Annotated in this window: 15 protein-coding genes; 3 read left to right on the top strand and 12 right to left on the bottom strand. The window is 35.0% G+C overall.

The genetic code is table 11. The features are described 5' to 3' along the window. Positions 1–44: 44 nt before the first annotated feature. The 3 genes from rplT to infC are packed head-to-tail and all read right to left on the bottom strand — an operon-like array spanning position 45 to position 1,135. Positions 45–398 (bottom strand): 50S ribosomal protein L20, encoded by a 354-nt coding sequence (gene rplT, locus HNR32_RS05710; protein ID WP_183860573.1) that lies wholly within the window; start codon positions 396–398, stop codon positions 45–47. A 23-nt stretch (positions 399–421) separates the two neighbouring features. Beyond that, positions 422–619 (bottom strand): 50S ribosomal protein L35, encoded by a 198-nt coding sequence (gene rpmI, locus HNR32_RS05705; protein WP_183860571.1) that lies wholly within the window; start codon positions 617–619, stop codon positions 422–424. Between the two features lie 3 nt (positions 620–622). Further along, positions 623–1,135 carry a translation initiation factor IF-3 gene (gene infC, locus HNR32_RS05700; protein WP_183860570.1) on the bottom strand — a complete coding sequence of 171 codons (513 nt, stop codon included), beginning with the start codon at positions 1,133–1,135 and terminating at the stop codon, positions 623–625. 360 nt (positions 1,136–1,495) lie between these two features. Here infC and HNR32_RS05695 point away from each other — a divergent pair, with 360 nt between their 5' ends. After that, positions 1,496–2,371 (top strand): LysR family transcriptional regulator, encoded by an 876-nt coding sequence (locus tag HNR32_RS05695; RefSeq protein ID WP_183860567.1) that lies wholly within the window; start codon positions 1,496–1,498, stop codon positions 2,369–2,371. 276 nt (positions 2,372–2,647) lie between these two features. Here HNR32_RS05695 and HNR32_RS05690 read toward each other — a convergent pair whose 3' ends face one another. Continuing rightward, positions 2,648–2,851, bottom strand: a complete 204-nt coding sequence (locus tag HNR32_RS05690; RefSeq protein ID WP_183860565.1) for a hypothetical protein — start codon at positions 2,849–2,851, stop codon at positions 2,648–2,650. Between the two features lie 369 nt (positions 2,852–3,220). Between HNR32_RS05690 and HNR32_RS05685 the strand changes: the two genes are divergently transcribed. Further along, positions 3,221–4,198 (top strand): YeiH family protein, encoded by a 978-nt coding sequence (locus HNR32_RS05685; protein ID WP_183860563.1) that lies wholly within the window; start codon positions 3,221–3,223, stop codon positions 4,196–4,198. Positions 4,199–4,247: 49 nt separating this feature from the next. Here HNR32_RS05685 and HNR32_RS05680 read toward each other — a convergent pair whose 3' ends face one another. From HNR32_RS05680 to purE, 8 genes are all read right to left on the bottom strand, one after another. Then, the gene (locus tag HNR32_RS05680) at positions 4,248–5,132 is read right to left on the bottom strand and encodes an ROK family protein (RefSeq protein WP_183860561.1); all 885 of its coding nucleotides are present in this window, start codon (positions 5,130–5,132) and stop codon (positions 4,248–4,250) included. Between the two features lie 33 nt (positions 5,133–5,165). Further along, a complete protein-coding gene (purD, locus tag HNR32_RS05675; RefSeq protein ID WP_183860559.1) occupies positions 5,166–6,446 on the bottom strand; it encodes a phosphoribosylamine--glycine ligase in 1,281 nt (426 codons plus the stop codon). Between the two features lie 67 nt (positions 6,447–6,513). After that, positions 6,514–7,107 carry an IMP cyclohydrolase gene (locus HNR32_RS05670; protein WP_183860557.1) on the bottom strand — a complete coding sequence of 198 codons (594 nt, stop codon included), beginning with the start codon at positions 7,105–7,107 and terminating at the stop codon, positions 6,514–6,516. A 15-nt stretch (positions 7,108–7,122) separates the two neighbouring features. Then, complete coding sequence (gene purN, locus HNR32_RS05665) at positions 7,123–7,734, bottom strand: phosphoribosylglycinamide formyltransferase (RefSeq protein ID WP_183860555.1); 612 nt, start codon at positions 7,732–7,734, stop codon at positions 7,123–7,125. Further along, a complete protein-coding gene (gene purM, locus HNR32_RS05660; RefSeq protein ID WP_183860553.1) occupies positions 7,727–8,791 on the bottom strand; it encodes a phosphoribosylformylglycinamidine cyclo-ligase in 1,065 nt (354 codons plus the stop codon). The genes purN and purM overlap by 8 nt, the downstream gene beginning before the upstream one ends. A 26-nt stretch (positions 8,792–8,817) precedes the next feature. Continuing rightward, complete coding sequence (purF, locus tag HNR32_RS05655) at positions 8,818–10,254, bottom strand: amidophosphoribosyltransferase (protein WP_183860551.1); 1,437 nt, start codon at positions 10,252–10,254, stop codon at positions 8,818–8,820. A gap of 23 nt (positions 10,255–10,277) precedes the next feature. Then, on the bottom strand, positions 10,278–10,988 hold the full coding sequence (gene purC, locus HNR32_RS05650; RefSeq protein WP_221300569.1) for a phosphoribosylaminoimidazolesuccinocarboxamide synthase: 711 nt from the start codon (positions 10,986–10,988) through the stop codon (positions 10,278–10,280). Between the two features lie 27 nt (positions 10,989–11,015). After that, positions 11,016–11,504: a 5-(carboxyamino)imidazole ribonucleotide mutase gene (gene purE, locus HNR32_RS05645; RefSeq protein WP_183860549.1), complete on the bottom strand. Its 489-nt coding sequence runs from the start codon at positions 11,502–11,504 to the stop codon at positions 11,016–11,018. A 433-nt stretch (positions 11,505–11,937) separates the two neighbouring features. Here purE and HNR32_RS05640 point away from each other — a divergent pair, with 433 nt between their 5' ends. Next, positions 11,938–13,167, top strand: a complete 1,230-nt coding sequence (locus tag HNR32_RS05640) for an aspartate kinase (protein WP_183860547.1) — start codon at positions 11,938–11,940, stop codon at positions 13,165–13,167. Positions 13,168–13,326: the final 159 nt, after the last annotated feature.

Raw genomic sequence — 13,326 nt, 5'->3', positions numbered from 1 at the left:
AAACACAAAGTATTATGCACAGCTTTTTAAAAATTACTATTATATTACTGGTTGTCTTGTGCTACAGCAACTAATTTTGCGAAAGCAGCTGCATCGTTGACAGCTAAGTCAGCGAGCATTTTACGGTTAACTTCAACCCCTGCTTTAGTAAGACCACAGATCAAACGGCTGTAAGACATACCATTGATACGTGCAGCAGCATTTATACGAGCAATCCATAATTTACGGAAGTCACCTTTTTTAGCGCGACGGTCTCTTCTTGCATAATAAAGAGCCTTCATTACGGTTTCATTAGCTTTTTTGAACTGTTTGCTCTTAGAACCTTTGTATCCTTTAGCTAATTTTAAGATTTTTTTATGACGAGCATGAGCGGTAACGCCTGCTTTAACTCTTGGCATTTAAATTTCCTCCTGATATTTTATTAAGCGTACGGAAGCATTCTACGAACGCGTGTGTGGTCAGCAGCTGTAATCATAGCAGCTTTTCTAAGGTTACGTTTACGTTTAGGTGCTTTCTTTTCTAAAATGTGGCTTTTGAAAGCTTTATTACGTTTGTATTCACCTGTACCAGTTGCAGTAAAACGTTTAGCAGCTGCACGGCGAGTTTTCATTTTTGGCATTATTTAGTTTCCTCCTTTGATTTGCTTGGGAGTCAAAATCATAATCATATTTCGACCTTCAAGCTTTGGTGCGCGTTCTACAACAACATATTCAGAAAGCGCATCGGCAACTTTAAGCAACAAGTCGCGACCAAGTTCTGGATGAGAAAGCTCTCTTCCCCTGAACATAATCGTAACTTTTACCTTGTTACCATCATTTATAAAACGTAAAGCATTTTTAGTTTTTACGTTAAAATCATGCTGTTCAATGTTAGGACGAAGTTTAACTTCTTTTATGGTTATTACTTTCTGTTTTTTGCGAGCTTCTTTATCACGTTTTTGCTGTTCATAACGATATTTACCAAAATCCATTATGCGGCAAACCGGCGGCTTAGCCTTAGGAGCAACCTCAACTAAGTCTAAATGAACTTCTTCCGCACGAGCTAAAGCATCTCTGGTTGCCATGATACCTAGTTGATTACCATCAACATCAGTTACACGTACTTCACGAACGCGAATCTCGCCATTAATTCTCAACGATTCTTTACTAATAAAAATTCACCTCTTTATAAAAAATATAAAACAATATAAAAAAACGGATAGCACACAGCCACCCGGTTTCCTGACGAAAATATTAACCCGTTTGACTTCTGCCAACAGGTGAGAAGCGGTGGCCTCTACTTGTTAATCAACGCTATTAATATTAACATGAAAAATATTAGATGTCAATTATTTTTTTGTGACAATATATCAGACAATTGCAAAGATTTTTTTATAATATTTTTAAATACGGTAGTTTTTACAGTTTAAATTATGTTATAATAAATAATATAAATATATATACTCGGGATAATAAATTGGTATAATATTTCAATCCGTAAATTTCAGGAGGGCATAATGGAACTCAAGCAATTAGAATATTTTCAAATGACCAGCAGATTAAAAAATATTACTAGGGCGGCCAAAAGACTGCGTGTTTCCCAGCCAAATATAACAGTAGCAATAAAAAAACTGGAAGCAGAACTTGGTATTCAATTATTTGACAGAAGTCAAAAACAATTATCCTTAACTCCGGAGGGAGTAGTTTTCCTCAATCGAATTGATTTGGCTTTACGCAATATTCAAGATGCAGTTTTGGAAGTTAACGACTACAAGAAACTGCAAAAAGGTACAATAAAAATTGGTATTCCTTCAATGATTGGAGCTTTTTTATTTCCTAAGATATTTTCCAGTTTTCAACAAAAATATTCTCATTTAGATATTTATTTATATGAAGAAGGTTCTATGACAATTCGCGAACAAATTGATCATGATGAATTGGATTTTGGTATTGTCATAATTTCTGGTGCTTCTTCAAGTTTAGAATTACTGCCAATGTCCAAAAATCAATTAGTTGCCTGTCTGCCATTAAATCACCCATTGGCTGCAAAAGATTCCATTTCAATAAATGATATTGAAAGCCAAAATGTTATTATGTTAAAAGATGGTTCTTATTTAAGAAATCTTTTAATGCAAAAGATGGCAAAAGAAAACATTAAACCTAATGTAGTTCTCGAATCGAATCAGATTGAAACAATAAAAGGGTTAGTCGGTACTAATGTGGGCATGGCATTTTTACTTGATTTTGTTGTAAAAGATACACCAAATATTAAAGTATTGCCGTTCGATGAGCCCATTTTTGTTGACGTTGGATTGGCATGGAAAAAAGATAGATATATATCAAAGGCGGCTCAATCATTTATTGAGTTTTGTCAGGATACTTTAAAAGAATAAATATAATTGCAGAAATAAAGCCTAAGCAACTTAGTACAGTGTGCTTAGGCTTTTATTGATTTTTCAAATATTGTCAGATATAATAACATTCTCCCACTCTTTAGCGCTTAACATCATCTAATGTTCCATGCTAAATTATAAAAATTGAACATAATTAATAATAAAAAATATATAAGTGCATTTATATAGAATTGTTTCAATATATCCGACAATAAAGAAAAATATGAAAAATAAATATAAATACAGACAGTATAAGTTACACTTACCAAGTATTATTCAGCCATGCAAATATTCAGAACCGATAGGATGAAAAGCATGAATGCAATTAGTTGATTCTTTACAATCAAAACGATGTTCACATTCTTGTTTATAACAAACCGGCTTGTTTCCATCTCTTTCTTCGTAAAAACGTATTACATTTACTTTTTCCTGCAATTTCATACAAAATGGACGTTGTTTAACAAAAGAACTTTTACACATTACGAACCCCTTCTTTCTTTAATTATATTTAGTAATTTCTCTAAAAAAATTTATTTTCCTGCTAATATATAAATTTTTTTTAGTATATTATAATAAATATTTATGATTATAAAAAAGTTTTATGGTTTCATTTAAAACCAATTAATATTAATAATTATTATGCTAAATTTTTTCTTAGCAAATATATTATAGAAAAAATATTAATTAATGGTATTTATTTATAAAGCAATACATAACAATTTACCTATCAAAAATATAAAATTATATAATTTTACATATTATTATTTTTTGGTAAAATAAAATCATAGTAATTACCCTATAATTTTTATATTTATGGTAATTCATAATTAAAAGAAATGAGGCAAATTAATGCAGATTTATGTAAAAGGTATTTTATTCTCTCTCGTTTTTGCAGTACCCGCATATTTTTTAGGAAAATTATTTCCTCTAGTAGGTGGACCAGTTTTTGGTATATTACTGGGTATTTTATTCGCGGGTTTTAAACGATCGGAAAGTTTTGAAGCAGGTATAAAATTTACTGGTAAAAAAATATTACAATATTCGATTATTCTTTTAGGTTTTGAAATGAATCTTTTAAATGTTTTACATGTAGGAGCACAATCTTTTTCTGTAATGATATTTACCCTTTTAACATCATTTTTTATTGCTTGGATTGTGGGAAAATGGCTTCATTTGGATAAAGACACAACAACATTGATTGGTGCGGGGACAGCTATTTGCGGAGGTTCAGCTATAGCTGCTGTAGCTCCGGTAATTGGTGCCAAGGATAAGGATATTGCTTTTTCTATATCTACAATATTTTTATTTAATATAATTGCTGTTTTCCTTTTCCCATTTTTGGGACATTTAATGGGAATGTCCAATACTGGTTTTGGCATGTGGGCCGGAACGGCCATCAACGATACTTCATCAGTGGTAGCAGCCGGTTATTCTTATAGTACAGCTGCTGGCAGTTATGCAACAATCGTTAAGCTTACCAGGGCCCTTATGATCGTACCTGTTTGTTTATTATTTGCCGCTATTACCGCACGAGAAAAGAGCAAGAACAGCAATTTTAAGATAAGTAAAATTTTCCCTTGGTTTATTCTTTGGTTCGTAGTTGCTTCAATAATAAATACACTGGGATTTTTACCTGCTCAAATTACGCAGTTTCTTGGTGCTGCTGGTAAATTCTGTATTATTCTGGCTATGAGTGCCATTGGACTTAACACGAATCTTAAATCCTTAGTAAAAAATGGTATTCGTCCTATCTTTTTGGGATTATGCTGCTGGTTTGCTGTAGCAATAGTTTCTTTAATCGTCCAGCATATTATTGGATTAATATAATAAAAAAATGCGTTAGGTTTAATTATTTTAAACCTAACGCATTTTTTGTTCAATTATTTAAATGATAGTATAATGCACCAAGAACACCGGCATCATTGCCAAGTTCAGCAAATTTAATTTGTGTATTTTGATAAAAAATAGCTGGTAGTATTTTTTTTGCCCAATAATCTATGCGCGGCTGTAATAGTTCTTTTTGCTGCATTATGCCGCCACCCAAAATAATAGTCTTTGGATTTAAGATTGAGCAGACATTATTTATGCCATATAAAAGACTTTGCAGCATTTTATCCAGTACGATATTGGCAATCTTATCACCATTGGCTATCATTTCAAAAGCCGCTTTACCATTAAATTCATCTGAATTATTATTATGCTGACGAGAAATTTCATTCACTAAATAAGTTGTTGAAACAATGTCATGAAAATTTCCCTGGGGAATATTCATATATGCAATTTCGCCAGCACTATTAGCCCCGCCATGAATAATTTTCCCATCTAATATAATACAGCCGCCGACACTGGTGCCAATTGTCATCATAAACGCTGAATCTGTACCACGGGCGCATCCCAGCCAGGTTTCACCTAAAGCCGCGCAGTTTACATCATTTTCGACGGTACATGGCAAATTACAATCATCTTCTAATGTTCGTTTTAATGGTGTATTACTATATCCAGGAAAAATTTCAGGGAAAGCATAAATTATTGATCCTTTTTCTTGATCAACAATGCCGGCAGTAGATATAGCAATGCCCTGTAAATTATATTGCAATTTATATTTAGCCGCAATATTTTTTATCTTCGCGATAATGCTTTTAGCGCCATTTTGTGCCTCGGTTGCCAAAAGAGCTTTATATTTAAAGTTTCCATCAGCAGTTATAATTGCATATTTTATATTAGTGCCACCAATATCGAGGCATAAATATTCTTCACTCATTTATAGTCTCCTCGGAAAACATTTATAAATTACTTATAAAGAAATATGCTTAAAAGCTTTTTGGGCAATATCCTTGCGATAATACATATCACTAAATTTGATAGTATCTACATCGGCATAAGCATTAGCAATAGCTTCTTTTATATCTTTGCCTAAAGCAGTGATTCCAAGTACACGTCCGCCATTGGTTACGATATTATCCCCAGTTTGCTTTGTTCCGGCATGAAAAACAAGTGCACCCTTTTGAGCAGCAATATCGAGTCCATTTATAATATCGCCTTTCTTATACTGGCGAGGATAACCACCAGCAGCTAGTACTACACACACCGCTGCTTTATTACTCCATTTAATTTCCTGATTCTTTAAACCACCATTAGCACAAGCCATCATTATATCGGCTAGATCACTTTCCAGCAGTGGCAGCACCACCTGTGTTTCCGGATCACCAAAACGGGCATTAAATTCTATTACCTTAGGACCATCCTTAGTTATCATAAGGCCAGCGTATAGGCAGCCTTTATAAATTTTGCCTTCTTTTTGCATGGCAGCTATCATTGGATCTAATATTTTGCTTTGAACACATTGCATTATTTGCGGAGTTGCTACAGGTGCTGGTGCATAAGTTCCCATGCCGCCGGTATTAGGTCCCTTATCACCGTCGAATGCTCGTTTATGATCCTGCGAAGGCATCATCGGTACAATGGTTTCACCATCGGTAAAAGCTAAAACAGAGGCTTCTTCACCAATAAGACATTCTTCAATAACAACACTGTCACCAGCTGCACCAAAGGCTTTATCACACATAATTTCATCAATGGCATCAAGTGCCTGCTGCTCAGATTCAGCTACAATTACACCCTTACCAGCAGCTAAACCATCAGCTTTTATAACTATAGGCGCGCCCTGTTCTTTTATATATTCCTTAGCTTTATCTGCATCAGTAAATATTTCATATTTAGCTGTGGGAATATTATACTTTTTCATTATTTCCTTGGAAAAAGATTTCGACCCTTCCAGCTGAGCGGCAGCTTTTGTTGGTCCAAAAGCTGCAATATTTATTGCCTGTAAATCATCAACCAACCCATTTATTAAAGGGACTTCTGGTCCAACAACAACAAGATCAATTTTCTTTTCTTTGGCAAAAGCTGTTATTTTTTCATTTTCTTCTACAGCTATATCGGTAATACATTCAGCTAGATCATTCATTCCTGGATTACCGGGCAATGCATATAATTTATCAATTTTTTTGCTTTGAGCTAATTTCCAAACTAAAGTATGTTCACGTCCACCTGAACCAATTACTAAAACATCCACTAACAAAATCCTCCTATTATCAAAAAACGCACTTAAATAAGATTAAGTGCGTTTTTTAGTTAATATATTATTTACTTAATTGCGCTGATAAGTAATTTTGAATGCATTCATCATATTTTGCGGTATGATTAAAAGCCTCTTGTGCCAACTGCATGCGAAGTTTTGCATCTACTTCACCATTATTGCTGACCATTTGGGCAATAGCATCGTAATGTTTAGGATTTACCACAACAGTTACATATTTAAAATTTTTGGCAGCAGCACGAATCATTGCCGGACCGCCAATATCGATGTTTTCAATGGCTTCATCCAAAGAAACATTCAGCTTAGCAATTGTTTCTTTAAACGGATAAAGATTTACAACAACCATATCAATTCCTGTAATTTTATGTTCCTGCATAGCTTTTTGATGTTCTTTATTGTCGCGAACAGCTAAAATTCCGCCATGAATATAAGGATTAAGGGTTTTTACCCGGCCATCCATAATTTCTGGAAAACCAGTAACATCACTTACATACATTACCGGAATACCAGCATCTTTTATCGCTTTCATAGTACCACCGGTAGAAACTATTTCCACACCAGCTGCATGAAGAGATTTTGCTAATTCTACTATACCTGTTTTATCTGATACGCTTAGTAATGCTCTTTTTATTGTCATAAAAATTCCCGCCTATTATGATTTTATTAAAACTTTACGGCCATTTATTTGTAATCTATCATTTAAATAAAGTTCAATTGCCTTTGGATATATAATATGCTCTTGTTCCAAAACACGTGCTGCCAAAGTATCTTCAGTATCATTATCCTCAACAGGCACTGCTGACTGAATAATGATGGGACCACTGTCCATGCCTTCGTCGACAAAATGAACAGTACAGCCAGAGATTTTTACACCATATTCTAAAACATCACGATGAGAATGTGCACCGACAAAGGCTGGCAAAAGGGCTGGATGAATATTTAATATATGATTTTTGTATTCGCGAATAAACAGTGGACTTAATATACGCATAAAACCGGCCAAAATAATATGTTCAACGTTATGCGCATGAAGTTCCTTGATTAGGGCTTTTTCAAAATCCTCACGTGTATTATATTCTTTGCGATTGATACAAATACCAATAATGCCTGCGTCTTTAGCACGCTCTAATGCCAGCGCCTCTGGTTTATCGGTTATTACTACACCAATTTCAGCTGCAAATTGTCCGGCATCTATAGCATTAATAATAGATTGCAGATTTGTACCGCGTCCTGATGCAAGTACTCCTAATATTGGCTTACTCATCAAATACGCCGCCTTTTATAGTTACGCTTTTTTCACCATGGACTATATTCCCGATAACATAAGAAGGTTCATTATTAGCTTGTAATTCAGCCTGTACAGCATCAACATCAGCTGCATTTACAACTAATATCATGCCTATTCCCATATTGAAAGTGCGATACATTTCATGCCAATCGACATTGCCCCATTTTTGTAACAAACCAAATATGGCAGGCATTTGCCAAGCCGCTGCATTAATCTGGGCATCACAATTTTCCGGTAGAATACGTGGAATATTATCATAAAAACCGCCGCCTGTTATATGAACCATAGCATGAAGATCAAATTTTTCGATTATTGGCAGACATACTTTAGGATAAAGACGCGTTGGTTTTAATAATTCTTCGGCTAAAGTAGTGTCTAATTCTGGGAATCTTTCCTGTCCAGTAAATTTTTTATGATCAAAACAGATTTTCCTTACCAATGAATAGCCATTAGAATGAATACCGGTTGATGGCAATCCAATTAAGACATCACCATCTTTTACCTTTTCCCCAGTGATGATTTTAGATTTTTCAACAGCACCAACAGTAAAACCAGCAATATCATATTCACCATTAGGGTAAAAACCTGACATTTCTGCTGTTTCGCCGCCAATCAATGAACAGCCGGATTCTTTGCAGGCTGCAGCAACACCTTTAACAATAGCAGCCACTTTTTCTGGTTCTAATTTTCCTACTGCTAAATAATCTAAGAAAAATAATGGTTCTGCTCCTTGTACTAAAATATCATTTACACACATGGCAACAGCATCCTGGCCAATAGTATCATGTTTATCAAGCATAAATGCCAGCTTCAGCTTTGTTCCCACACCATCGGTGCCGGAAACCAGTACAGGTTCTTTATATTTGCCAGTATTTAAGGCAAATAAACCGCCAAAACCACCCAAATCGCCCAAAACTTCTGGACGATAGGTAGCTTTTACACTATCTTTTATTAAGGAAACAGAATAATTACCAGCATCAATATCAACGCCAGCATCACGGTAAGTCAAACTGTTATTATCTTTATCAGGCATGTTATCCCCCATAAATATCAGTAAATTTATTTTTTCTTTGCATGTTCAAATACATATTTATCAGCGCCAACGGCATCATCTTTTGGCAGTTCTACAGGATAGGAATTATTAAAGCAGGCATAGCACATATCATCGCTATTAGCTTCAGAAATACTTTGTTTTAAACCATCTATGGATAAAAAGTGCAGTGCATCTGCACCAATATATTCACGAATTTCATCAACACTTTTAGTAGCTGCAATGAGTTCCTTACGTATCGATGTATCAATGCCATAATAGCACGGATACCCAATCGGTGGCGAGCTCACGCACATTTTGATGGATTTTGCTCCAGCATTGCGCAGCATGCGCACAATTTTACCACTGGTTGTGCCACGTACTATTGAGTCATCAACCATTATAACGTCTTTATCTTTAACGGCAGAAACAATCGCCCCTAATTTTAATTTAACAGCTGTATCACGTTTCTTTTGGGTAGGCTGAATAAATGTACGACCAATATAACGATTTTTTATAAGACCTTCAATAAAAGGAATTCCTGATTCATAGGCAAAACCTGTTGCTGCTGTAGTTCCTGAATCTGGTACCGATATAACAACATCGCCTTTAAAACCAGATTCTCTGGCTAAGATTCGTCCCATCATAAAACGGGCATCATGAACACATTGTCCATCAATAACACTATCGGGACGAGCAAAATAAATATATTCAAAAATGCAGGCAGCTTTTTTTTCTACCTCAGCAAATTTATATGATTTTAAGCCATCTTTATCAATTACAACAAGTTCTCCCGGTTCAACATCACGAACATATTTTACACCAGCAACTTCAAGAGCGCAGGATTCAGATGATAAAACCCAAGCTGTATCAGACTTACCTATGCATAACGGTCTAAAACCATGTGGGTCACGTGCACCGATTAACTTGTTTTCAGTCATGATGGTAAGACAATAGGCACCTTTAATTTTTTTTAGGCTCTCCATTACCTTATCTTCAATGGCAGGCTGTTTCGATTTTGCAATCAGATTGACGAAGACTTCTGTATCAATAGAAGTTTGGAAAACATTTCCCTGTTCTTCCATTTCGCGACGAATCTGAGAAGCATTTGTCAAGTTACCATTATGGGCCAAACTTATTTTACCGCCAGCATAATTTACCATTAACGGCTGGGTATTAGCTAATAAACTAGAACCGGTGGTAGAATAACGTACGTGGCCAATGGCTATGTATTGATTATCCATATGAGGAAGCTGATGACGAAAGACTTCATTTACAAGTCCCATACCGCGGGTAACATCCATCCATGCACCATCAGTTATAGCTATACCAGCACTTTCCTGACCGCGATGTTGCAGGGCATAGAGCCCCAGATATGTCATTAATGATACATCTTCCGTATGTGAATAGGCGCCAAAGACGCCGCATTCTTCATGCCATTTGCTTGATGCGGAAATATCAACCATCTATTTATTATCTCTCCTATTAATTAAGCTTTTTCGCCTGTTAAACGATGCAGTATTTCTTTATAAGCATCTTCAACATTTCCTAAATCTCTGCGGAAACGGTCTTTATCAAGTTTTTCATGTGTTTCACTATCCCAGAAACGACAGTTATCAGGAGATATTTCATCACCTAAAATAACTTTGCCATGATAACGACCAAATTCAAGTTTAAAATCGATAAGATCAATATTCTTAGTCTTTAAATATTTTGTCATAATATCATTGATTTTAAGACCAAGTTTTTCAATCTGAGCTAACTCATCTTCAGTAGCCCAGTTCATTGCTTTAATATGGAACTGGTTAATCATTGGATCACCAAGTTCATCGCATTTGTAGTAGTATTCAAGAACAGGAGTGGAAAGCTTTGTGCCTTCTTCAACACCTAAACGCTGAGCAAGACTTCCAGCAGCAACGTTACGAAGAACAACTTCAAGAGGAATTATATCAAGTTTTTTAACAATCATTTCTCTTTCACTAGGCATGCTGATATAATGATGTTCAATATTATTTTCAGCCAGCATATCAAAGAAAAATGCTGAAATTTTATTATTTAAAATACCTTTTTCCATGATAGTGCCTTTTTTAGCACCATTTCCAGCGGTAGCATCATCTTTATAATAAACTAGTAGTTCATCAGGATTATCGGTAGTGTATATAACCTTTGCTTTACCTTCATATAATTTTTCTTTACTCATAATAAAATCCCCCTGTAAATTAAATAATTATTGTAATTCTTTAGCTACTTTTGCAGCTTTTGCTTCTACTTCTTCAACCATTTTAGCTCGATATTGTGCTAATTTTTGTTTGAGTTCCGGATTGCTAAGCGCAAAAATTTCTACAACAAAAATAGCCGCGTTTTTTGCGCCATTTATTGCCATAGTAGCAACGGGAATACCTGATGGCATTTGAACAGTGCTTAGTAGTGCATCAATGCCATTTAATGCAGTTGCATTAATTGGTACACCTATTACAGGAAGTGTAGTATAAGAAGCTATTACGCCTCCTAAATGAGCCGCTGCGCCGGCTGCCGAAATAAAGGCGCCAACCCCACGGTCTTGTGCAGAACTGACAAGTTCTTGAACTTTCAAGGGAGTACGATGTGCTGAAGCTACTATTACTTCAGCTTCTACGCCGAATTCATGTAATAGTTCAATAGCCGGTTTTAAGACCGGTAAATCTGAATCGCTGCCCATTACAACAGCTACTTTCATTAGATCTCCTCCTAAAAAAATAATAATCTACTACATGACAATAATAGCAAAACAGACAACAAACTGCAATATAATATATGATGTTACTTAAATTTTTGTTATTTTTTTATTCAACTTATGCTATTATAGGTTAAATCTATAACCTAAGTGTAAACAGGACTTTAATGTGGTTTTTTTATGATTTTCCGAAAAAACGATAATCATATATTAAATTTCATGGTCAAAACGTAATATTTTTTGTTATAGCATCTATACATAATAGTTGTTTATGTTGTATAATGTAACAATTGTTATGCTTGATAATACTAAAAGTTATATAGTTTTTTTATATTGTCGGTTTTATTTTATTTTTATAAAATTGTAAAGACGTTAGTTTATAATAAAAAAGGCTATTGGCTCTTTCGTATTAAATAAGTAACCTAGGGGGATAAGAATGTCACTGATTGTTAAAAAATTTGGCGGTAGTTCTGTTGGAAGTACAGAAAAAATAATGAATGTAGCCAAAAGGATTATTGCTGAAAAAGAAAAAAATGATAAAGTAGTTGTTGTAGTATCTGCTATGGGGGACACTACTGATAACTTAATAAAATTAGCTAAAGAAATAGATAAAGAGCCTTATAAGCATACTAGAGAAATGGATATGCTGCTTACTACCGGTGAGCAAATGTCCATAGCTTTATTGACGATGGCTTTTAAGGTATTAGGCGAAAATGCTGTTTCCCTGACAGGACCACTTGCGGGCATAAAAACAAATGATATTCATACGAAAGGCAAGATTCTTGATATCAAGCCTCAGCGTGTAATAGATGAACTAGATAAAGGTAACATTGTTATTGTAGCGGGCTTTCAAGGCTGTGACCAATTAGGTGATCCTGTTACTTTGGGGCGGGGCGGCTCCGATACATCAGCTGTGGCTTTAGCTGGTGCCTTAAAAGCCGATAGCTGTGAAATCTATACAGATGTTGATGGTATTTATTCAGCTGACCCGCGCATTGTAAAAAATGCTCGCAGAATGAAAGAAATTACTTATCACGAAATGCTCGAGATGGCACGTCTTGGTTCTGGTGTAATGCAGCCACGTTCGGTTGAAGTAGGCCAGCTGTTGAATATGCCGATTCATGTCAGATCCACATTCACCAATAAGCCTGGTACAATAATTAGGGAGGAATATACAATGGAAGAAAAGGGTTTTGTAATAAGAGGAGTAAGTCATGATGCTAAAGTTGCTAAAATTGCTGTATTAGGAGTACCAAATAACCCTGGCATAGCTTATTCCATTTTTTCAGCCTTAGCCGATAATAATGTTGATGTTGATATGATCGTACAAAGCATTCGTAATGTTGAAAAAAATGTCACTGATATGGTCTTTACTGTTGCCCTTGATGATCTTAATACTGCTAAAGAAGTTGTAGATAAAGTAGCTGCTGATCTTAAAGCCATTGGCGTTCTTATTGAAAAAGATGTGGCTAAAGTATCCATTGTTGGTGTAGGGATGCTTGGCAATCCTGGTATTGCTGCCAGAATGTTTGGCGCATTATCCAATGCTGGTATAAATATTGACGTAATAAGCACCTCTGAAATAAGCATTTCCTGCCTGATAAAAAGTGCCGCTTTAGAAGAAGCTGTAAATATTATCCACAATGAATTTTTTGCTGAAAAATAATATATAAGCCATTATAGTTAATTTTTATTTTAATTACTGTTAAAGATGACTTATAAACTTTTATAAGAATAATAAGTGCTTTACAGGGAATAATTCTGTAAGGCACTTATTACTATCTACAGCATTTTTTGTAAATAAATTACTTAGAATAATAAAGAG

The sequence above is a fragment of the Pectinatus brassicae genome (assembly GCF_014201835.1).
In the GTDB taxonomy this organism is placed as follows: Bacteria; Bacillota; Negativicutes; order Selenomonadales; family Selenomonadaceae; genus Pectinatus; species Pectinatus brassicae.
This window is presented reverse-complemented; position numbering and strand designations above follow the sequence as displayed.

Excerpts from the sequence above, each read along its gene's own strand:
- HNR32_RS05695 (WP_183860567.1), top strand. The coding sequence starts at position 1,496 with ATGGAACTCAAGCAATTAGAATATTTTCAAATGACCAGCAGATTAAAA.
- purF (WP_183860551.1), bottom strand. The coding sequence starts at position 10,254 with ATGGTTGATATTTCCGCATCAAGCAAATGGCATGAAGAATGCGGCGTC.
- HNR32_RS05685 (WP_183860563.1), top strand. The coding sequence starts at position 3,221 with ATGCAGATTTATGTAAAAGGTATTTTATTCTCTCTCGTTTTTGCAGTA.
- rplT (WP_183860573.1), bottom strand. The coding sequence starts at position 398 with ATGCCAAGAGTTAAAGCAGGCGTTACCGCTCATGCTCGTCATAAAAAA.
- HNR32_RS05670 (WP_183860557.1), bottom strand. The coding sequence starts at position 7,107 with ATGACAATAAAAAGAGCATTACTAAGCGTATCAGATAAAACAGGTATA.
- HNR32_RS05680 (WP_183860561.1), bottom strand. The coding sequence starts at position 5,132 with ATGAGTGAAGAATATTTATGCCTCGATATTGGTGGCACTAATATAAAA.
- purN (WP_183860555.1), bottom strand. The coding sequence starts at position 7,734 with ATGAGTAAGCCAATATTAGGAGTACTTGCATCAGGACGCGGTACAAAT.
- purE (WP_183860549.1), bottom strand. The coding sequence starts at position 11,504 with ATGAAAGTAGCTGTTGTAATGGGCAGCGATTCAGATTTACCGGTCTTA.
- HNR32_RS05690 (WP_183860565.1), bottom strand. The coding sequence starts at position 2,851 with ATGTGTAAAAGTTCTTTTGTTAAACAACGTCCATTTTGTATGAAATTG.
- purM (WP_183860553.1), bottom strand. The coding sequence starts at position 8,791 with ATGCCTGATAAAGATAATAACAGTTTGACTTACCGTGATGCTGGCGTT.
- HNR32_RS05640 (WP_183860547.1), top strand. The coding sequence starts at position 11,938 with ATGTCACTGATTGTTAAAAAATTTGGCGGTAGTTCTGTTGGAAGTACA.
- rpmI (WP_183860571.1), bottom strand. The coding sequence starts at position 619 with ATGCCAAAAATGAAAACTCGCCGTGCAGCTGCTAAACGTTTTACTGCA.
- purC (WP_221300569.1), bottom strand. The coding sequence starts at position 10,988 with ATGAGTAAAGAAAAATTATATGAAGGTAAAGCAAAGGTTATATACACT.